Raw genomic sequence first — 19,115 nt, forward strand, 5'->3', positions numbered from 1 at the left:
AGCGCCCGATGCTCTACCGTCCACCGCGCACGTTGACGACCGACGACGCCGCGCTGCGGCTGATGAATGACCTCGGCTTTGCGCTGCTGGCATCTACCGACGGTGGCGAGATGCTTTTCTCGCACATCCCTATTTTGGTCGATGTTGCGGATGGCGTCGTGACGCATATTCGCGGACACGTCGCGCGTGCCAATGCGCATTGGCAGGCGCTCGAGCGGGAACCGAAGGCGACGATGATCTTTAACGGGCCGGATCACTATATCTCGGCGCAGTGGTATACGAAGGAATGTCCGGCCGCGCCGAGCTGGTCTTATGCGGTCGTGCATGCGCACGGCGACGTGACGATTCTCGATCGCGACGGCCTCGACCGCGTCGTCGACGATCTCGTGCATGTGAATGAAAGCAAATTGCCGGAGCAGTGGCCGCTCGAAGGCTACAGCCGCGAGCGCCGCGCCGCCCTGATGCCGCACATCGTCGGCTTCTCGATGCGGGTGACGAAGCTCGAACCGAAGTTCAACATCAAGCGCCACTATAGCGATGCCGATAAACGCGGCGCGATCGCGGGGCTGCGCAGTACGGGCCAGGACAACGCCCGCGCCATCGCGGCGCTGATGGAAGAAACACTGTCCGAAGAAGGCGACAAGCCTGCTAGTGATATCCTAACGGGGTATAAGCAGCGATAGCCGTCCCTGATATTTTGGCCGACTCTTCATTCTGGCCCGCGATAAAAGCGAGCCGGGCCGATCCGCTGAGAGATCATAACCGGCTCTAACCCACGTCAGATATTGGGTAGCCGAGGTGGGCTACAACGACCATGCACCAAGCGGAGCGGAAATCAATCAGCCTATTCTCAGATTGAACGATGGATGTTATCGCGGCGCGGTCACATTGAGCTTGAGTGGCAGCCACCTTGGAAAAAATCTAATCGGTTGTTTCGGTGCATCTGTTTGCTGAAATCGTTTGATGGGACGTCGATATCGCTGAGATTTTCGTTCCGTTGATGGGCGGACGCAATCATACAAGCAGAGGATTTAGCTTGGGGATTTGCGATGAAGCTTCGCGTTAGTACTGGGTTCCTTTTGATGACTTCTGCGCTCGTCTCGCCAAATTTGATGGCTGAGCAAGCGTTTGCTCAAGGCGCGACTCAACTCCCGACGGTTAGCGTACAGGCCCCGCGGCAGCGCGCTACTCGGCCGCAGCCAACGCAGCGGCGAGTCGTACGCCGCACACCCGCGGTCCGCCCGGCGCAGCCTGTTGCGCCAATCGTGCCAGTGACAACAGTCGGGACAACGCGAACGATTGGCGCTCCGGCGCCAGCCTACGCTGGCGGTCAAGTGGCGACAGGCGGCACCCTAGGTCTGCTCGGCAGCACCAGCACCCTGAACACACCGTTCAGCACGACAAACTATACGGCCAAACTGATCGAAGATCAGCAAGCGCGAACCGCCGCCGACACGCTGATCAATGATGCATCGGTGCGAGCAACCACTGCATCGAACGGGTTCGATGACACGTTGCAAATCCGTGGGTTCCAGGTCGGGCCTGACGATGTCGGGTTGAACGGGCTCTACGGCCTCGCGGCGCCAAATCACGTGCCTGCTCAAATCATCGAGCGGATCGAGCTACTCAAAGGTCCGGGTGCGCTGATCAATGGCATCGCGCCCGGCGGCAGCGTTGGCGGCGGCGTCAACATCGTCACCAAAAGAGCAACTGACGATCCGTTTGCTCGTTTGACGCCGTTCTTCATGAGCGGCGGCAATTTCGGAATGCACCTTGAGACAAGCGCCCGGTACGGCGAGAACAAGGAGTGGGGTGTCCGATTCAACGGCGTCGGCCGAAACGGCGAGGCGTCAATCGACAATGGCAACTGGCGCTCCGGACTTGGCGCATTGTCTATAGACTACCGCGGTGAGCGTCTGCGTTGGACTTTGGACGCGATCACGCAGAACGACGATACTAAGAATTTTCGTCCCCAGATCACGATCAACAGCCTGGTGCCGTTCATCCCCAGGCCGCCGGATGCAAGCAGCAATTGGTACCCTGGCCAGTCGCTCAAGCAGCGCGACAATACGATAGCGACAGGTTTTGAATACGACGTCACCAATTGGCTGACGGCTTATGCCGGGCTTGGTTATCGCGACGGTAGAGGCGCACAAAATTTGGCGGAATCGCGTCTCGGCTTGCCGGGCTTCGACGGCGTCGACCAGAATGGCAACTTCGGCGTCTACAACGCTTACTACGATTTCTACAGCAAGGCCGTCAGCGGAAACGTCGGGTTTCGGTCGCGCTTCGACACCGGGCCGGTCGGTCACTCGGTGAATGTCGCCTTCACGGGATACAATCGCGAAGACGGCTACGGCTACGCCACGTCTTTCAGCAACGTCCTCACGCCGCCTGTGGCGTTCTCAAACCTCTACAATCCATCTCCGCTTCCGATAATCGAAGCTGGACGCCCTCCAATTGGTCGCAGCGGCGATACGACGCTCTCCAGCGTTGCAATTGCCGACACGATGTCGTTCCTAAACGACATGTTTCTCGTCACGGTCGGCGTACGCCACCAGAGCGTGAAGCAAACGCCGTATGATCCGACCACCGGAATCTCGGGCGAGACCTACAATGCGGACGCGACTACGCCGCTCGCAGGCGTCGTCTTCAAGCCCTGGCAGAATGTTTCGCTCTACGCGAACTACGCGGAAGGGCTGTCGCCTGGTCAGATCGTCAGCCCGCCGGCGACGAATGCCGGGACGGTCCTTGCACCTTTCAAGTCAAAGCAGCACGAAGCTGGTGTGAAGGTCGATTGGGGAGTGATCACGACCACGCTCGCCGTGTTCCAAATTCAGCGTCCTCAACTGATCACAACGGCTGCTGGCGCTCTCGACTACAATGGAGAACAGCGTAATCGCGGCGTTGAACTGAATGCATACGGTCTGTTGCTGCCAGGCTTGCGCGGTATGGTGAGCGCAATGTTCCTGCGCCCCGAGCTGACCAATCCAGATAACCCGGCTGATCGTGGCAACGACGCCGCTGGTGTTCCAAACAAGACCTTCTCCGCAGGTTTAGATTGGGATGTGCCGTGGGTGCTGGGCCTCGCAGTCAACGGTCGTGTGATCTACACGGCAGGTTCGTATCTAACGAATGCCAATCTGCTCCGTTATGACGACTGGGCACGTCTCGACATCGGCGCGCGTTACACCACAACTGCGCTGACCGGAAAGCCTGTGACATTCCGCGCCAAGATTGAAAACGTAACCGGCGAGAACTATTGGCTCACGACTGCTGGGCAGAACTCCGGAACTTTCGTCACGGTTGGCTCACCGCGAACCTATCTGCTGTCGGCTGCGTTCGATCTTTGATTGCGCGAAGTCGCGAGAACTAGACGCACAAAATGTCAATGCGCTAACGATTGTTGCAACTGCGTCAAGGGTCGCGCTTCGTGCTGAGAATTGGACGGTGTGGACAGCGTCGGCACAATAGTCGGACCTGGAGCGGTACCTCGCGGCGCAAATCTCTGAGCGTCCATCGAAAAATTCGTGGTGGCTAGAAGTGTGAACCGGCGCGGCCTGACGGCTATGGCGAGAACATGCGCACGGCTTCAACCGCATCGGCGGTTCGGGCAATTGCCCAGGCGCCGGATAGAGCACCGACTGTAAAACAAATTAGTGAGATCAGTGCGAGGCACGATCCTCTTTTGCGGTTCTTCATCGCCAGTTTAGCTTGAATTTCTAGCTTCTGATGAGCTTGTTCCACGGACACATCGACCGGGTCCGGCGGGATAGCTTTGGCCAGATAAGGCGAAAGCTCACCGTACCACTTGTTCAGTCTTGCGATCTCCATTTGGAAATGATCGTTCCTCATGTTGCCGCGCGCTCTAGACCACTCTACTCCTGAAGCGGTAGCGGCCACGCTCGCAATCAAACCTGAGACGAACAGTGCGCCTGCAGCAAGAAGGTAGGCATCCGGTGGCTTCATGCTCACGCCAAACAGAGCCGCGGCAGTGGGCATTGCCAGAAGACCGCCACCGTTGAGGTAGTTCAAACTTTGAAGCATTGCTGTGGCGAACGAGGACGACAGCTTTTCGTGTTCATGAATGACTTTGATGAAATTGTCGCCCGTGCTGGTGCGGCGCTGAAGAAATTCGAGAGTGATTTTCAAATCACGCTCGTCCGGCTCAGCCTTGTCAGCCATCGCTTTCCCTTTTCTTGTCGGCTGTTGTGCTCGGCGGCAACGCTTACTGTTAGACCACAGTCAATGCTCACTAATCATGATACTGTTTCCACCAGTGTCAAAACCTATTCTCAGACGGAGTGCGCGCGACGGGTATAACGCGCGGGTCCGGTGAAGGTCGGTAGGTCAACCGGGTTAAAAACCAAAAAAGGTCCGCCACGAGTGTCGAGCTCGATTATATTGTCTGATCCAATTGTTTGACCGGGTACAGCAACTTTCCCGTCCACGAAAACAGCGGCACCATCAACCAATTCCAGTATCCAATTTTTGCTTTCGTTCCGTCGCAAAGCGAAGTGAAGCGGATGTATGAACCATCCAGGAGGTGCGCTGAGAACGATGTCGCATTTTTCACGCGCCCAGCCGAACGCGATTCTATCCTTGGATTGATCGATAAACACCTCATGCCCATGGTCGTGTGGTTGCGCGTAGTACAGAACACTTGGCATTGCGAATTCCCGTTAGACGTGCCGCTCCGGCCGATCCAATCGCTCGCCCGCGCCCACCAAAAAGGCTCGCCGGAACTGGCACGGAGTCTAGCTGACGCATGCGGTGCCTAAATCGGGAAGCTCTAGCTCTCGTATGTTTTTGTAGCGCACATGCTGCCACAGCGCATCGACTTCAATTGCCACCACACTGCAATGCTCGGCCACCCTGCAGCCTTGCCATCGGGGGATGACGGGGATTAGGCTGCAGGGTGGCTAGCGTCGCGACACTTGCGGACGCTGGAGCTCCGCAAGCTGCTTCAAGATAGCAAATCGCTTTGTGCAATGGCGGAATGAAAGCTATGCGGAAGTCGCTATTAGATCGGGTGTTCGAGTTTGTGCGGCAGGAGAATTGAATTCTGAAAGCTGTTTCCCCGATGAACAAGTCGAGCAAACTGCCAAAAATTTCTGCAGTGTGGGCATTCGACAGAATGGCTTTCAGCTAGCGACTGCAGTTTGTTCACTCAGCAAAATTGCTGGTCAATCGTCCAAAGGTCGAAGTCGAATTGAATTCCGCGCGCCGAAACAGGCTATTTGATCCGCTGAGCGCCAATGCTTCATTCGCATACTGTTCGACGACAGAAGAAAGCTATGCTCCCATTTAGATCAGGGAGTTGGCTAGCTTGGACTTCAATGACCTAACCGCAAAAATCTACGAGGCTGCCGTTGTGCCGTCGCAATGGCCCAGCGTGCTGAGCAGCTTAGCCGACAGCGCCGACGCGGCGCTGGCGAGCTTTTTCGTGATGAAAGAGAACGATCTCAAGTTTGTTGGCACACCCGCTGCCAATGAGTTGATTGCTGCCTATGTCCAACTCGGCCAACCTCAACTGAATTCTCGTATTCCAGCGCGAATGGCAATCGAACTGCCGGGGTTTTTTGTTGATGATGATCTTTTCACGCGCGAGGAAATGGATAAAGACCCGTTCTACCGTGATTTTCTCCGCCCTCGTGGGTTTGGTTGGGTCGCCGGAAATTTTATTCGCCCACCGAGTGGACCCGTCGGGTCGGTAAGCGTCGAGCGGCGCTTTGACCGCGGTCCGTTTGATGCAAAAGCCGTTGATCTGCTGAATGCTTTTGAGCCGCACCTTTCGCGCGCGAGCTTGATGGCGATGAGGCTGGGCTTCGAACGGGTGAGGTCAGCTATTGAAACATTGCACGCCCTCGGGTTGCCCGCAGGAGCGATCTCGGAAAGTGGCAAAACCGTTATCGTGAACGAGGAATTCGAAACCCTAGCACCCCACTTGTTCAGGTCTAGTCTAGCAAGGCTTCGAATTTCGGATGAGCGTGCCGACAAGCTTTTCGTAGATGCGCTAAGTCAGCTAACGGCCGCGCAAACCGCAGCGATAGCGTCCATCGCGATTCCGGGCGGGCCAGAATTGCCCCCTGTCATAGTTCACGTGCTGCCTATCGCTGGTGCAGCACACGACATTTTTGCAGCAGCATCGGCCATCGTGATTTTAATGCCGATTGGTCAATCGGCAGCTCCAAGTGCGGGAGTTCTGCAAGGTCTTTTTGACTTGACGCCCGCGGAAGCCCGCATAACGAAAAGCTTGATGATGGGGCACAGTCTTTCAAAGCTCGCCGGGTCGCTCAGACTTTCTCCGCATACGATAAGATCGCAACTAAAATCGGTCCTGCAAAAGACGGGCGTAAACCGGCAACAAGAGCTCATAGCGCTTCTTAGCGGAAAGCACTTACCGCTGATCGGGGAGTAGGGCGTGGCCCACTTGTTGCTCTTAATCCGGTTTGCGTAAAGGGCGTTTGGTTCGCGACGACGAGGCTAAACTGATGACCAAGTACCCGCAGCTTGAGCGAATGTCGCCAGAACAACTGCTTGCGTTGTCCAACGCCGTCCAGCGAGTCTTGCGAGCCAAGCAGGACGAGATGCGCAAGCAACTCTCGCAGATTGAGCACGTGCTGGGCTGGGAGCTGCTTGGATCGAGGAAGCGTGGCGTCAGGAAAGGCACAAGGCTCCGGGTCAAATATCGCGGTCCGAACGGTGAAGAGTGGTCGGGAAGAGGGCTACGGCCAATTTGGCTTCGCGACCAAATCAAACGGGGCCGCCGTGAGGAACAATTCTTGATAGTGCGACCGGGTTCATACTAGTTGGATGAGCGATCATGGAAGCCTTAGTGCTCCGGATTTTTCCAGGCCGCGAAGGCGTCTTTCCTAAAGAGATCCTGGAATCCCACCACGCTCCTGCATGCAGCGCAGGTTCCGCGATTGTCGGCGATGGACAGAAATGCTGCGCGGCGGCCACTTTGCCGCGGTGGAGCAACTCGAATTGTTGGCTACAGAAGATTTCACAGCGCGCACGCAAACGCGAGCACAATATAATTATTCTGCTGCTACTGAATGAGGAGCGCCGAACTCGCGCTCGTTCGCTATCGCTAGATATTCTTCAGCTTGCTTGATGATGCGATCTGCCGAAGGCTTAGCGAGGGTTGGGGCTAGGCTGATCATGTTCTCGGCGATCGCGCGGAGACCTGCAGCGCTCTCGTGAGATGACGTCTTGTCGCTTGCTGACGGTGTTTGTTGCATCGCGCTCTCCCAGGATCGCTCAGCAAATGCGCAAACGTCCCAGAGCGTTCCATTCAAACGCCACGAGGGAACACAATTTGAATGACAGTGTTCACAAATCTAGTCCTGCCCGGCGTCCTCAGCCCGCCTGAGCCGGTCCATCAGCCCTCGTAGCGCATCCTCCCAGACGCTGCGAGGGCTGACGTTTTATCAGCTATGTGCCGTCGCAATCTAAGAAGCATTTCGGCAAGCGACGAGCGCTTCGATGCCGCATCGGTCTGCTTTGTCATCATATCAAGCTTGCGTGAGCTCGCGAGACGCTGCGGAGCGGCTGTCGTACGCTAACGAACATGCATACGCCGATTGCGCCTTTGAAAACACGCTCTGTAGCGACAAGGCACGGCAGGCCGACGTACGACGTTCTTTGCGAGGGCGTCGTTGTCGGTCAGATTTACGAACGCTTGCGCTGGGGTGGCGGAGGCAGCACGTGGCGCTGGGTGATCACCGACCGAATATACGAGATCGCGGGGTCATTAAATTGGTAACCGCTCGGTCGCAGCGGACAACCGCGCTTGCAGCGCTAAAGCTAAGGCCCTGGCTTGACGACGTGCCGGAAAAGCTGAGCGCGTTTGCCCGCGACTACCGTCGCAGCAATTCATAAGCCGTATTGAGCGCTTTCCCGGCTTCGTAAAGGAAGTCTGCCTTGTCCTGATGATCTTTCGCCGCCTCTGAAGCCTCGATCAGCCGGCGCGCCTCGGCGCGTAACTCGGACGACTTGTCGAGCGTCTCCGGTGAAAGGGGGCCATAGATGCGGGCTACGTCGGGACCAGGCATGAACGTGCTCCAGCGTTTCAGGCAAGAGCGCGGCAGGGTCTCTTAGCCGTCGACGCCTGTAGGCAGTGCCTCGGCCGACGATATTTGGATTGTGCGCTAAAGCGCCGAGCATTGATACGTCTTTTATTCCCCAACGTGCCCTGGAGCAGCAGGGAGGGCCGCTATTCGTCTCGCAACATGCATCTCCGCCTAAATCCAATGATGACTAGTCGGCGTGTGCGGCGACAATGATCTGCTTTCACAATCGCTGCTGGGCTCTGCTCATCCATCCTGCAGCCTCCGCAAGCAGCTCAGCTTTTCGATCATCGCCTTCGGCAGCGTCGGCAAGGCGTTGCAGGCGTCGCGCAATCGCGACGCAATCGTCAGCCGTCAGTTCGGGCTCTTGATCGATAGCCACTATTCGCCCCCCCAATTATTCCCTTCTGTTGGACGCTCGTCTAAATAAATAAGCTTCTCAAAGTTTACAACCTGATGTATTCGCGATTTGGGGACGTCTGAGAGGGCTATAATGAAAGCCGCAAGAGAAGCAGCGTGGGACGCCGCAGCAACAATTCCCTATCTGGATGTTCAGGAGTGGCGCCTCGCTGCGTGCGGGCAGCTTGTAGCAAGATCAGCAGCGACGTGGACCGTGCAAGATAGTCAGATCGTCGCCCGCCCCGACTTCGATTGGACTGCGTTCTCCACTGAAGTCTTTAGTTGGCCGTCAGCTGAATGGTGATGAGGCCAAGAAGAGTTACCCAGCTTCACGCGATGTCTCGGCAAGCTTAAGCCACTCTGTGGCCTCGCGCAGAAGACGTTCTTTCTGCTCGATTGTCTTGGCCTCATCTGAGAGGTCCATTAGTTCCCGTGCCTTTTGCAAGCACTGCTCAGAAGTCAGCTTCATCATCTGTTCGTCGCTTAACGATGGCATTTACCATCTGTTCGCCAACGCGACCATTACATCGATTATAATCCCGAGCCGGGCTGAAGTCTCGGCGAAAATCGTTGACACGCAAGCCGTCGATGAAAGACTGCGCTGAGATGGCGTTTTTTGAGTTTGCTGATGACTGTGCGCTCGTTCGACCTCAAGCCGTGCGACTACATCGCCGAAGCGGAGACTTGCGAACGCTGTGCGGCGCTTTCGAAAGTTGAAGCCGAACGGAAGATGTGGCTCGAACTAGCAGCCCGCTGGCGCGCCGTCGCGTTCTTCGTAGCCGAAGGTGTCTTCAAGTCAGAGCCGAAACGGCGATCGCGGCGAGCTTCGGCGCAAGCAACTCGGCATTAAATCGGGAGTCTGCCGCGCGCCGTCCAACCGCAAAGGCGCTCGATTACGGTATTTCATTTCTGAGCTGCACCACCAGCACGCGCCAGCGGTCCGCCAATTCTTGCCAATATTCGCGACCGTCAGCTGTCGATGAACGATCCGCGCGATTCTCGCACTCTGTAGCCTCGTCGAGATACGTGCGGATTTTCTGCTCGATCTCTCTCGAGCGATCATTAGCTAGCATCGAACCCCTCGCACCCTCTGTAAGCCGGGAGGGGTTTGCCCCGTCGATATAGACGGCTTCGGCAAAAGTGATGTTTAATGCTTGCGGCGTCAAATCAGAAAGCTGGCGCGGGGAGCCGCGCCTATGACTGACGATAAGCCGAGGGCCAAGATCCTCGTCTTCCCGACGAAGCAACCAGTCCCGAGCGCTGAGGAATGTTTCGCTAAGGCGCGAGCGTTGATGGCTAGTGCCGATGAAACGATGGACCTGGACCGCAAAGCTGAGTTGCTTCTCGAAGCTGGAGAATGGCTGAAGCTGGCGGAAGCAAAACGATAATTGCGTCATTCGAGATGCTCCGTCGCAACAAGGCGGGAGCAATCGTGGAGCTCTCAGTTGCCGACGCCTGGTGATCTTGGTCGGCAATCATCGAGGCTACCACGTGAGCAGCGGCACTACGACCAGCGTAGCTTACCTATCGATGATGAAACGGCTTCGACGGCGAGGGCGCTCAGGCCGTTTCGATCAACTTAGCGAGTGTGCGCCATCGTTGCGCGAGGTCGAGCCAGTCTTGACGATCAGTCTCTTGTGCACGTTCTGCTAAACGTTCGCACCTTGTAGCCTCTGCCAAATATTCTTCGATCGTTTCCTTGCGATAATCGCCGTTCTGCGGTGGTGCCATCGGTATCCACTCCACACTCGCGCAGTGGAATACGCACGCATCGACGATCGGTTTCACCGGTACCGTGATATATTACGTAGGCACGCGATTAGATGTTTGGTCGCATGCCTTGAACCAAAGCGTTTGCGCAAACGTACTAACTAGATGGCCGAGTTTATTGACCCGACGAACGAGAAGCTGTCCGCACACGAATGCAGACAGCGGGCTCATTCCGCCATGCGGCAAGCTGATGAAACGCTAGAATTGGCCGAATGCGCGCGATTGCTGCAGCAAGCTGGCAATTGGTTGGAGTTGGCGCAGTCAGGGCGCAGCTAAGTCGATTGGCGGCTCTTAGCTCAACAGCGGGTCAAAGGGGACCCGAGAGCTTTGTTCGATACAGCGCAGCCATACCGCGCCAGCGATCTGCCAGTTCCTGCCAGTCGACAGCTTCCTCGGACGTGGCTGCTCGGTCCGCTTCGGCCTCACAGCTTTCGGCCTCTTTTATGAATTCGTGAATTTTGCGCTTGATACGGCCTTCGTCGTTTTGGTTGGTCTGCAAGATTTCCCCCGCTGCCCTGCCAACAGAGTACCCCAGCAAATTGGACGGCTGTCAAACTAGACTTGATCCAACTCTGCATTTAATTTTGAGCGGCGTCATCGAGATCGACCTGTGACAGACGACAAAGAAAAGCCGAGCAAGGTTGTTCAGTTTCCGCCGCTTCGAGCGGCGAAAACCAAGGCCGACTGTTTGACCGAGGCGCGGCGTTTGATGCGTCTTGCCGACGAAACGTCGGACTTCGAATTGCGAGCAGGTCTGTTGAGAGAAGCGGGGGCATGGCTGGCTCGCGCAAAAGCGACGCACCGTTAGTGCAACCGTGCGGGATGCTGACGCTGATTCAGACAACCATTCAGCTAAACTCAAACGCCCTGTTTACCGGTCCTCCAGAAGGCGAAGTCTGTCTGCTGAATGCGTGCATGCTCTACGCCGCTAGTTCTGGTCGCTTCAGCGGCGCTGCAGAATTTCTTCACATGCTGCCGCTTGCTCGATGCGGGCGAGCCACCTGTGAAACGGCGCGCTTACATCGAGCTCGGCGCGAAGGGTGAATGGACCGAAGCAGCGCTTGCGCACGGTGAGCTGCAATTCGGCTACCGCATGACCTCGCCGAAACATGCGACGCCGAGCGTATTCGCCGCCTCGAGTCGACCAGGGCAAAAGCCCAGAGCGGCCACGCAAATCGCACACTTTGGTAGCGACGCGCGCCATCGACTTTTTCGGAGATAACCTTCAGTCCAAGCTTCTTACGAACCGTGCCGGCAAGAAAGCCGCGCACCGAATGAGGCTGCCAACCGGTGAGTTCGATCAGCGAGGCTGCAGTCGCTCCGTGCGCTTTCTTCAGCGCGCTGAGGATCGCATCCTGTTTGCTTGTCGAATGTCCGCTTCCGGCGCGGACAGCGGAAAACGCCTTCGTCTTTTTGCGAACCGGTTTGTTCACCACGGTTCTTTTGGTTGTCGTGACCTTCTTTGATCTGTACTTCATCGTAATCTCCGATTGTGCGGTAAGAGCCCCGCACGATCGAAACCCTGCCGTCGCGTGAATTGCGCTGGTAGGTAAGAGTCCGGCAAAGTTGGAGCGGCTAAGCGCTCCGGCTGCGAGGAACCAAGCTCACAGCATTGAGCAGCGTCGTTGCCTCATAGATCGGTTGCTCGACGTCGCGCAGCACGTTTACGGCCTGGTCCGCCAAACCGGCATCCAGACAAGCATCCGCGGCTTGTGCGGCTTTCATCGCTGCATCAAGTCTGTTTCGTAGTTCGTGCGTGAATGATTGGATCACGCGATCAGCGATATCGGGCGTCATGAGCCGTCCTTTCGGAACACACTGACGCTCCGTTTCGCACCGAAGTCGAGCGGAATATCGATTAGTCGGTTATTGTTTGAACAGCTGACGAATTGAGTTAATGCAACCCAATCGACACAAAACACTCATCGTTGATGAGCGCTTTCTGGTGATGCAAACGTCGTTGTGAAAGCCGATAAACTGCGGTCTGTTGACCAGAATCGACTGGAAGCGCGGCGTTGTTGCCACGCTCAGGAAAAAGCCATGCGCTATATCAAGCAAGCCGCCAAGCAGACCAGACAAGACAATCAGCAGCTCGTCGACCGAGTCCGCGATATGATCGGACGGATCGAGAAGGACCGCGACGAGGCCGTGCGCGCCTTCGCAAAACAGCTCGACGGCTGGGACAAGGCGGAATTTCGCGTCAGCAACGATGAAATCGCCGACGCCAAAAAGTCGCTCAGCGAGACGTTCAAGGACGATTTCGCCTTCTGCAAGAAGCAGGTCACCAATTTCGCCAAGCGCCAGCGCGAGTCGATCGGCGAATTCGAGGATGAGTTCGGTGAGGGGATCATCCTCGGTCAGAAGGTCATCCCGGTCGAGAATGTCGGTTGCTACATTCCGGGTGGAAAATATCCGCTGATCTCCGCCGCGATCATGAGCGTTGCGACCGCGAAGGTTGCAGGTGTGCCCTACGTCGTTGGTGCAGCGCCGCCGCGCGAGGGCAGAGGCATTTTCCCGCCGACGCTTTACGCGCTCGCCGAGTCTGGCGCCGACGAGATTTATGCCATCGGCGGCGTGCAAGCCTTCGCCTCCATGGCGTTTGGCTGCGTCGGTATGAAACCCGTCGACATGATTACGGGCCCGGGTAATGCGTTCGTTGCGGAAGCCAAGCGTCAACTGTTCGGCCAAGTCGGCATCGATCTGCCGGCCGGACCGACCGAGATACTGGTGATCGCAGATGCGAGTGCCGACCCGGCGCTGGTCGCAACCGATCTGCTTGGTCAGGCCGAACACGGGCCCGACAGTCCCGCTTGGCTGATCTCTACGTCTGAGCAGCTCGCGATGCAGGTGATTGCTGAGGTCGAACGGCAACTCACGACATTGCCGACGCGCGAAGTTGCGGGCGCCGCCTGGACGCGTTGGGGCGAAGTCGTGGTGGTCGACAGCGATGATGAGGCGATCGCGGTCAGCGACGCTTACGCGCCCGAACATCTTGAAGTGCTGACAGCGAACAACGACTACTACCTTAAGCACCTGCGCAACTACGGTAGCCTTTTCGTCGGTGAGGAGAGCACGGTTGCGTATGGCGACAAGGGTGTCGGCACCAATCACACACTGCCGACCGGCCGCGCTGCACGCTACACCGGCGGCCTCTGGGTTGGGAAATTCCTAAAGACCGTGACGTACCAGCGGCTCACTGCCGAGGCGAGCCAGCGCATCGCGCCGATTATCGGCCGCATGTGCGCGTCAGAGGGGATGCTGGCGCACGAGATCACCGCGACGGTCCGCGAGCAACGTTACGCGCAGCGCAGGCGCGACTAGAGATCGACCGCCTTGCCGGTCGCCGGATCGAAGAGGTGAATGTGCGCGAGATCAGGCCGCACCGCGATCGCATCGTCGATCGCGGCGCGATGTGAGGCGCGCACCTCTGTTGTGATGCGCAGCTTCGGCGCGATCTCGACCTCGATCAGCCGCTCGCTGCCGATCAACTCGACGACCCAGACTTTGCCGGGGATCGCACCTTCTTCTCCCGCATTGGCGATTGCTACGTCCTGCGGGCGCACGCCCAGGATCAACTCGCGCGGCGCGTTGGCGGGCAGCGTGAGCGAAATTGGTGTGCCCGCTATGCTAAGAACGCCATTCTCCACCTGCGCTGGTACGAGATTCATCGGCGGTGTGCCGATAAATCCGGCAACGAAAAGATTTGCTGGCTTTCGATAAACTTCCTCGGGTGTGCCGATCTGCTGCACGACACCTTCATTCATGATGACGACAAGATCCGACATCGTCATCGCCTCGAGCTGATCGTGCGTGACGTAGATCGTTGTCGTGCCGAGATCGAGGTGGAAACGGCGGAGCTCACCGCGCATCGTCGCGCGAAGCTTCGCGTCGAGATTCGAAAGCGGCTCGTCCATCAAGAAAATGTCGGGCTGGCGCACCATCGCCCGCCCGAGCGCGACGCGCTGCCGCTGTCCGCCCGAGAGCTGCTTCGGTTTGCGGCCGAGAAGATGCGAGAGTTCGAGCACCCTCGCAACCTCTTCGACCTTCCGTCGCCGCTCGGCCTTAGGAACGCCGCGCACCTCGAGCCCGTAGCCAATATTGCGCGCTACATCCATCGTGGGGTAGAGCGCGTAAGACTGGAAAACCATCGCGATATTGCGATCGCCAGGTGGCAATTGATCGACGCGCTTCTCGCCGAAGCGGATTTCGCCCGCGCTTGCCGGCTCGAGGCCCGCGATGAGACGCAGCAACGTTGTCTTGCCGCAGCCAGACGGCCCGAGCAGCGTGACGAATTGCTTCGAAGGGACGCGCAGGTCGAGCGCTTTGAGCACTTGATTGCTGCCGAACGACTTCGACAGCTGATTGACGACGACGTCGGTCATCCCTTCACGGCTCCCGCGCCGAAGCCAGCCACAAGGTGGCGTTGCATGAAGCCGAACAGTATCGCCATCGGCAAAGTCATCAATACGGACGAAGCCATCATCAGTCCCCAATCGACGTGCGTGCCGTCGAAGAAGTGCATCACGCCGACTGTTAGAGGCAGCTTATGCATCGAATTCATGAACACGCGGCCGAACAGATAGTCGTTCCACGAAACGATTAGCGAGAAGATCGACGCTGCGATAATGCCGGGCAGCGCCATCGGCAGCACGATCTGCCAGAAGACGCGCAAGCGCGATGCCCCATCAACGAGCGCGGCCTCTTCGATCTCAATCGGAACGCCGCGAAAGAACGCCCACATCAGCCATAAGCAGAACGGAAGCGTGATGCACACATAACCGAGGATCAGCGAGAACAGCGTATCCGTGAGATCGAGGGAAACCATCGTAAGGAACATCGGGAAGACGAAGATCACGCTCGGCACCATGTAGCCGAGGATCGCGATGTACGGCACCGAGCGCTGGCCCCAAAACCGAAACCGCGTCAGCGAATACGCCGCGAGGGTCGCGACCGTGATCGAGATGACGGTGGAGCCGAGCGCGACGATGACGGAATTCATGAACCAGTCGAGGAAGTAGGCGGAGGGCGGAACGCCCGCGCCGGGCGCACTCGCGACCGAACCGCCGAACAAGAGTTCGCGATACGCCTCAAACGTGATCTGCTGCGGGATCAGCGTCGGCGGCCACGCGAAGATCTCGCTCTTCGGCTTGAGGCTTGTGGAGATAGCCCACAGCAGCGGGAAGCACACGACGAGTGTGATCGCGCTCAATACGGCGTAGAGAATGGCTGCGACCCAGGTCTTCATCTGACGACAACCCTCATGCAGCCTTCTCCTCGCGCCCGAACCCGGAAACGCGGATGTAGAAAACTGCGCCGATGAGCAGCAGGATCAACATGATCACGCCGGCAGCAGCACCGACGCCCATACGCAGATTCGCGATCGACTGATCGAACGCGTACAGCGCGAGGTTATACGTCGATGTGCCGGGGCCGCCGCGCGTGAGCAGGTATATTTCCTCGAACTTGTTGAAGGTCCAGATCGTGCGGAAAACGATGACGACCGCGAGCACTTCCGCGAGTTGCGGCAGCGTAATATCGCGGAAGCGCCGAAATGCGCCGGCGCCGTCGACCTTAGCGGCGTCGTAGAGCTCGGTCGGGATCGTTTGCAGTCGCGCCAGCACCACGATGATGACGAACGGTGTATATTTCCAAACGTTGAGCAGAATCGCGCTCGCCATGGCCATGTTCGGCGTCGAGAGCCAGGCGATTTTATCGTGAATGATGCCGGCCGAGAGCAGCAAGTGGTTGACGATTCCGATCTCGGAATTGAACAGCCAACGCCAATTCAGCGCGATCACCACTGTCGGAACGATGTAAGGGAACAGCAGCATGCCGCGAAAGGCATTCATGCCTCGCAGCGGCTGCTGCAGCAGCAGTGCGAGACCGACGCCGAGCACGGCTTGCAGCACGGTTGACCATCCGGTCCACACGACCGCTTGATAGAAACTCTCCCAGAACAGCGGATCGTCGAGGACGAATAGGTAGTTGTCCAAGCCTGCGAACGGCTGCTCGTCCGGCCGCAACGGATTGTAGCGGACGAACGACAGGCGCACGGCCTCGACGATCGGCCAAACGAGAAATATGCCGACCGCGAGGATGAGGGGGAGCATGAACAGTACCCCCACCTGACGGTCGCTAAATCGGAACTTCACCTCAGATTATCCGAGCAGCCGGCGGTTCTCGCGACGCAAGTCGTCGAACTGTTTGTGTCCCCATTCGACGGCAGCTTTCGGCGCCTCGTTGTTGACGAGAATACGCTGCGCAACGTGCGACCAAACGTTGCGTCCGTGAGCGATTCCGGCGAGCGGATTGACGCCCTTCTTGAGTTCATGGCCCGAGTTACAAGCATGCGGCACGAAGCCGGTGAAGATGACGTCGACGCTGCGTTTCTTCTGCTTGTACATCGGATGTTCCGTGAGTCCGGCAGCCGACGCTTGGTCCTTGAAGACCGGGCCGACATTCGGGAACAGGCTCGCCGAATACTTCACCATCCAGTCCGTGCTGTTCATCACATAAGCCATCGCCTCCTTCGTCTCCTTGATGAAGGGATTATTCTGGCGCGGCATGATGAAGCCGTTGATGTCGGTCCACGACCAGCGTGCTCCGGTGCGCGGATGTGCCGGATTGAGGTAGTACTCCATCTTCTCGTAAATGGGCTTAGCTTCGTCGAACGCGCGGCCCATCGTGCGGCCCCAGTAGAAGCTTGAGCCTGTGCGCCCGGTGACGTGCTGGTCGACGACCTGCAGGAAGCTGAATTCCACCGCCGACTTCGGCATCGTTCCGTAAAGCTCTTTCAGAAACTCGTAAGCTTCGATCGTCTGCGGACTATTGAACGTCGTCTCGAAATTGCGGCTCGGGTCCCATGTCAGGCCGCCGGCCTGCCACATCAGTTGCTGCACATGATAGTCGCCGCAGAGGTTGCGGCCGAGCGCCATCGTGAAACCCGCTGTGCCTTGACGCTTCTGTTGAATCGCCTTGGCGCCGTTGAGGAAATCGTTCCACGTCCAGTTCGCCGGATCGGAAAGGCCGGCCTCTTGGCGTGCGTCGTCCTGCACGACGAACAGACAGCCTTGATGATGCAACGGCACTGCAAATTCGGTGCCTTTCCACGTGCCGAAATCACCGACCGTAAAGCCATCGACGAGCCGTTCCTTCGCGCGGATCGACTGATTGACGTCCTGCATTGGCTCAAGCAGGCCCTCGGCCGCGAGCTGATACGCGATCGGGCTTTCGACGCTGATCAGCGCCGGCGGCCGCCGCGCCGCGAGATCGGTGGCGAGTTTTGTGTAGACCGCGTCCCAAGCGATCTGCTCGGCCTCGAACTTGAGTCCGGGAGCGTTCTTCTGCGCCCATTCGTTCAAGCCATTCGTGAAGACGCCGATATAGGGGCCTGGCTCACCCCACACGCGGGCTACACGCTCGCGCGTCTGAGCGAATGCGGGAGCGGCGAGGATCGCGCCGGCTGCGGCGCCAGTGGCTAAGACCGCTCTTCTGGACGGGCGGTGTGTCATTGCAAATCCTCCCTAAATCCCGTCGCATCCATACGGATGGCGGGAATTGTTATTGCGTCAGCGTAGGGACGCTGCGGGGCGTTGGTCAAGGACGCTGAGTGTCGCTGGTCGGCCTGCGCCGGATGCGCTCGCGCCGGATTGAAGGTCCTCGTCGATCTCTTACTACTTGCCGGTTCGACCAATCTCCTTTGAAATACGCGACAACAACAAAGAGAGCGGGGAGTGAAATGGACAGCTCAACACGCGCGCGTCTCTCGCGGCGCGACGTGCTTGCCGGAACCGGCGCTGCGATCGTGTCGACTTTACCCGCGCTAGGGCAAAGCGGTTATCCGAACCGCTTGATCGAGATGGTCGTCTGCTATGGCGCAGGAGGGACAAGCGATATCTATTATCGCGGTCTTGCGACGATTCTGACGCGCTATTTGGGCCAAGGCTTCGTCGTGCTGAATAAGCCGGGAGCAGGCAGCACGATCGGCACGACCTACATCAAACATGCGAATGCCGACGGCTACACCATCGGCAACATCACCGAAGTGATGATGCGCGAGCAGTTGCTCGGCAACGGCACATTCAATCCCGAGCTCGATTTCACTTATCTCGGGACCGGCGCTTCAGTGCCGTTCTGCTGGGCTGTTCGCGCCGACTCGCCGATCAAGACGCTGCAGCAGCTTGTTGAGGAAGGGCGCAAAACGCCGGGCAAGCTGACCTACGGTGCGGCAGGCTCTCCAAAACTCCCATCATGGGCCATGAAGATGTTCGAGGCGCGAACTGGCGCACGATTTCAGGGCGTGCCATTTCGCAGCAGTTCCGAGATCATCACTGCGGCGCTCGGCGGCTTCATCGATTTGATCTGCGACGCCGTCGGCGCACTGGTCGGCACCGTCGCGGGCGGCGGCATTCACGTTTTGGCCGTTTCGGCGGAAAACCGCCTTCCCGAATGGCCCGACGTTCCGACGGCCGCCGAACTCGGTATCGACGCTACGACGATGCTTCCCTACGGCGTCGGTGGTCCGGCGGGTATGGCCGCTCCGGTCGTAGCCGTTCTTGAGCAGGCGCTGCGGAAAGCTTACGCCGATCCGGAGCATCTGGAACTGCTCCGAAAAACCCATATGGCCCCCTGGGAGCGGATCGGCCAGGATTTCGACGCCTATATGCGCGCTCAATACGCGGCGCTACCGAACCAGCTCAGAGAGTTCGGCGCGCTTGGTGGGTGAAACGCTAAGCAATTTCGTTGCCGGGATCGCAAACAATGCGCCGCTTTCCGCCCAAGTTGCGGATGCCTCGGCATCTGCACCAGAATGCCGCAACACTTTCGACCCGACGTGAGAACGTCGTCGCAAAAACAAGAATGATCGGGGAA

21 protein-coding genes are annotated in these 19,115 nt (G+C 58.0%); 8 read left to right on the forward strand and 13 right to left on the reverse strand.

Translation table 11 applies throughout. The annotated features are described in order from the left end of the window. The first annotated feature begins 8 nt into the window (after window positions 1–8). Together GJW30_RS09765 and GJW30_RS09770 are read left to right on the forward strand one after the other, a co-directional pair. Window positions 9–683: an FMN-binding negative transcriptional regulator gene (locus GJW30_RS09765; protein ID WP_096354748.1), complete on the forward strand. Its 675-nt coding sequence runs from the start codon at window positions 9–11 to the stop codon at window positions 681–683. 429 nt (window positions 684–1,112) lie between these two features. Then, on the forward strand, window positions 1,113–3,353 hold the full coding sequence (locus tag GJW30_RS09770; protein WP_245408743.1) for a TonB-dependent receptor: 2,241 nt from the start codon (window positions 1,113–1,115) through the stop codon (window positions 3,351–3,353). Between the two features lie 214 nt (window positions 3,354–3,567). Here GJW30_RS09770 and GJW30_RS09775 read toward each other — a convergent pair whose 3' ends face one another. After that, window positions 3,568–4,185 carry a hypothetical protein gene (locus GJW30_RS09775; protein WP_096354754.1) on the reverse strand — a complete coding sequence of 206 codons (618 nt, stop codon included), beginning with the start codon at window positions 4,183–4,185 and terminating at the stop codon, window positions 3,568–3,570. A 110-nt stretch (window positions 4,186–4,295) separates the two neighbouring features. After that, a complete protein-coding gene (locus GJW30_RS22620) occupies window positions 4,296–4,670 on the reverse strand; it encodes an FHA domain-containing protein (RefSeq protein ID WP_130364866.1) in 375 nt (124 codons plus the stop codon). Window positions 4,671–5,329: 659 nt separating this feature from the next. Between GJW30_RS22620 and GJW30_RS09785 the strand changes: the two genes are divergently transcribed. Then, window positions 5,330–6,421, forward strand: a complete 1,092-nt coding sequence (locus GJW30_RS09785; protein ID WP_130364868.1) for a helix-turn-helix transcriptional regulator — start codon at window positions 5,330–5,332, stop codon at window positions 6,419–6,421. Between the two features lie 169 nt (window positions 6,422–6,590). After that, window positions 6,591–6,812 (forward strand): H-NS family nucleoid-associated regulatory protein, encoded by a 222-nt coding sequence (locus tag GJW30_RS23210; protein WP_430727125.1) that lies wholly within the window; start codon window positions 6,591–6,593, stop codon window positions 6,810–6,812. Window positions 6,813–7,043: 231 nt separating this feature from the next. On the opposite strand, the gene GJW30_RS09795 is transcribed toward GJW30_RS23210, so the two are convergent. Both GJW30_RS09795 and GJW30_RS09800 read right to left on the reverse strand, forming a co-directional pair. After that, on the reverse strand, window positions 7,044–7,247 hold the full coding sequence (locus tag GJW30_RS09795; protein ID WP_096354762.1) for a hypothetical protein: 204 nt from the start codon (window positions 7,245–7,247) through the stop codon (window positions 7,044–7,046). A 618-nt stretch (window positions 7,248–7,865) separates the two neighbouring features. Further along, complete coding sequence (locus GJW30_RS09800; RefSeq protein WP_096354765.1) at window positions 7,866–8,060, reverse strand: hypothetical protein; 195 nt, start codon at window positions 8,058–8,060, stop codon at window positions 7,866–7,868. A 214-nt stretch (window positions 8,061–8,274) separates the two neighbouring features. Between GJW30_RS09800 and GJW30_RS09805 the strand changes: the two genes are divergently transcribed. After that, window positions 8,275–8,505 carry a hypothetical protein gene (locus GJW30_RS09805; RefSeq protein WP_096354768.1) on the forward strand — a complete coding sequence of 77 codons (231 nt, stop codon included), beginning with the start codon at window positions 8,275–8,277 and terminating at the stop codon, window positions 8,503–8,505. 862 nt (window positions 8,506–9,367) lie between these two features. Here the strand turns inward: GJW30_RS09805 and GJW30_RS09815 are convergent. The 3 genes from GJW30_RS09815 to GJW30_RS09820 form a co-directional block, all read right to left on the reverse strand. After that, a complete protein-coding gene (locus tag GJW30_RS09815) occupies window positions 9,368–9,871 on the reverse strand; it encodes a hypothetical protein (protein WP_096354774.1) in 504 nt (167 codons plus the stop codon). A gap of 163 nt (window positions 9,872–10,034) precedes the next feature. Then, complete coding sequence (locus GJW30_RS22625; protein ID WP_157746723.1) at window positions 10,035–10,205, reverse strand: hypothetical protein; 171 nt, start codon at window positions 10,203–10,205, stop codon at window positions 10,035–10,037. Between the two features lie 346 nt (window positions 10,206–10,551). Further along, on the reverse strand, window positions 10,552–10,743 hold the full coding sequence (locus GJW30_RS09820) for a hypothetical protein (RefSeq protein ID WP_096354776.1): 192 nt from the start codon (window positions 10,741–10,743) through the stop codon (window positions 10,552–10,554). A 111-nt stretch (window positions 10,744–10,854) separates the two neighbouring features. On the opposite strand from GJW30_RS09820, the gene GJW30_RS09825 reads away from it, so the two are divergent. Next, the gene (locus tag GJW30_RS09825) at window positions 10,855–11,052 is read left to right on the forward strand and encodes a hypothetical protein (protein WP_096354777.1); all 198 of its coding nucleotides are present in this window, start codon (window positions 10,855–10,857) and stop codon (window positions 11,050–11,052) included. A gap of 157 nt (window positions 11,053–11,209) precedes the next feature. Here the strand turns inward: GJW30_RS09825 and GJW30_RS09830 are convergent, their stop codons facing one another. Next, on the reverse strand, window positions 11,210–11,722 hold the full coding sequence (locus GJW30_RS09830; protein WP_096354780.1) for a DUF3489 domain-containing protein: 513 nt from the start codon (window positions 11,720–11,722) through the stop codon (window positions 11,210–11,212). Between the two features lie 97 nt (window positions 11,723–11,819). Further along, window positions 11,820–12,041, reverse strand: coding sequence for a hypothetical protein (locus GJW30_RS22630; RefSeq protein ID WP_130364870.1), 222 nt, complete (start codon window positions 12,039–12,041; stop codon window positions 11,820–11,822). 243 nt (window positions 12,042–12,284) lie between these two features. On the opposite strand from GJW30_RS22630, the gene hisD reads away from it, so the two are divergent. After that, window positions 12,285–13,565, forward strand: a complete 1,281-nt coding sequence (gene hisD / locus GJW30_RS09835) for a histidinol dehydrogenase (protein ID WP_096354782.1) — start codon at window positions 12,285–12,287, stop codon at window positions 13,563–13,565. Here hisD and GJW30_RS09840 read toward each other — a convergent pair. From GJW30_RS09840 to GJW30_RS09855, 4 genes are read right to left on the reverse strand one after another with little or no spacing between them, the layout of a single operon-like run. Further along, entirely contained in the window at window positions 13,562–14,626 is a 1,065-nt protein-coding gene (locus GJW30_RS09840) for an ABC transporter ATP-binding protein (protein ID WP_096354785.1), read from the reverse strand. The two genes, hisD and GJW30_RS09840, sit on opposite strands and share 4 nt — an antisense overlap. After that, complete coding sequence (locus tag GJW30_RS09845; RefSeq protein ID WP_096354788.1) at window positions 14,623–15,489, reverse strand: carbohydrate ABC transporter permease; 867 nt, start codon at window positions 15,487–15,489, stop codon at window positions 14,623–14,625. The genes GJW30_RS09840 and GJW30_RS09845 overlap by 4 nt, the downstream gene beginning before the upstream one ends. Before the next feature lie 13 nt (window positions 15,490–15,502). Next, window positions 15,503–16,354 (reverse strand): carbohydrate ABC transporter permease, encoded by an 852-nt coding sequence (locus GJW30_RS09850; RefSeq protein WP_197703781.1) that lies wholly within the window; start codon window positions 16,352–16,354, stop codon window positions 15,503–15,505. 48 nt (window positions 16,355–16,402) lie between these two features. Then, window positions 16,403–17,755 (reverse strand): ABC transporter substrate-binding protein, encoded by a 1,353-nt coding sequence (locus GJW30_RS09855; RefSeq protein WP_096354793.1) that lies wholly within the window; start codon window positions 17,753–17,755, stop codon window positions 16,403–16,405. Between the two features lie 98 nt (window positions 17,756–17,853). On the opposite strand from GJW30_RS09855, the gene GJW30_RS09860 reads away from it, so the two are divergent. Continuing rightward, window positions 17,854–18,969: a Bug family tripartite tricarboxylate transporter substrate binding protein gene (locus GJW30_RS09860; RefSeq protein ID WP_130364872.1), complete on the forward strand. Its 1,116-nt coding sequence runs from the start codon at window positions 17,854–17,856 to the stop codon at window positions 18,967–18,969. Window positions 18,970–19,115: the final 146 nt, after the last annotated feature.

The organism is Variibacter gotjawalensis, assembly GCF_002355335.1.
In the GTDB taxonomy this organism is placed as follows: Bacteria; Pseudomonadota; Alphaproteobacteria; order Rhizobiales; family Xanthobacteraceae; genus Variibacter; species Variibacter gotjawalensis.

Bases quoted from the DNA above. Each gene is read 5' to 3' on its own strand.
- GJW30_RS09765 (WP_096354748.1), top strand. From the start codon at position 9: ATGCTCTACCGTCCACCGCGCACGTTGACGACCGACGACGCCGCGCTG.
- GJW30_RS09770 (WP_245408743.1), top strand. From the start codon at position 1,113: ATGGCTGAGCAAGCGTTTGCTCAAGGCGCGACTCAACTCCCGACGGTT.
- GJW30_RS09775 (WP_096354754.1), bottom strand. From the start codon at position 4,185: ATGGCTGACAAGGCTGAGCCGGACGAGCGTGATTTGAAAATCACTCTC.
- GJW30_RS22620 (WP_130364866.1), bottom strand. From the start codon at position 4,670: ATGCCAAGTGTTCTGTACTACGCGCAACCACACGACCATGGGCATGAG.
- GJW30_RS23210 (WP_430727125.1), top strand. From the start codon at position 6,591: ATGCGCAAGCAACTCTCGCAGATTGAGCACGTGCTGGGCTGGGAGCTG.
- GJW30_RS09795 (WP_096354762.1), bottom strand. From the start codon at position 7,247: ATGCAACAAACACCGTCAGCAAGCGACAAGACGTCATCTCACGAGAGC.
- GJW30_RS09800 (WP_096354765.1), bottom strand. From the start codon at position 8,060: ATGCCTGGTCCCGACGTAGCCCGCATCTATGGCCCCCTTTCACCGGAG.
- GJW30_RS09815 (WP_096354774.1), bottom strand. From the start codon at position 9,871: ATGACGCAATTATCGTTTTGCTTCCGCCAGCTTCAGCCATTCTCCAGC.
- GJW30_RS22625 (WP_157746723.1), bottom strand. From the start codon at position 10,205: ATGGCACCACCGCAGAACGGCGATTATCGCAAGGAAACGATCGAAGAA.
- GJW30_RS09830 (WP_096354780.1), bottom strand. From the start codon at position 11,722: ATGAAGTACAGATCAAAGAAGGTCACGACAACCAAAAGAACCGTGGTG.
- GJW30_RS22630 (WP_130364870.1), bottom strand. From the start codon at position 12,041: ATGACGCCCGATATCGCTGATCGCGTGATCCAATCATTCACGCACGAA.
- hisD (WP_096354782.1), top strand. From the start codon at position 12,285: ATGCGCTATATCAAGCAAGCCGCCAAGCAGACCAGACAAGACAATCAG.
- GJW30_RS09840 (WP_096354785.1), bottom strand. From the start codon at position 14,626: ATGACCGACGTCGTCGTCAATCAGCTGTCGAAGTCGTTCGGCAGCAAT.
- GJW30_RS09845 (WP_096354788.1), bottom strand. From the start codon at position 15,489: ATGAAGACCTGGGTCGCAGCCATTCTCTACGCCGTATTGAGCGCGATC.
- GJW30_RS09850 (WP_197703781.1), bottom strand. From the start codon at position 16,354: ATGCTCCCCCTCATCCTCGCGGTCGGCATATTTCTCGTTTGGCCGATC.
- GJW30_RS09855 (WP_096354793.1), bottom strand. From the start codon at position 17,755: ATGACACACCGCCCGTCCAGAAGAGCGGTCTTAGCCACTGGCGCCGCA.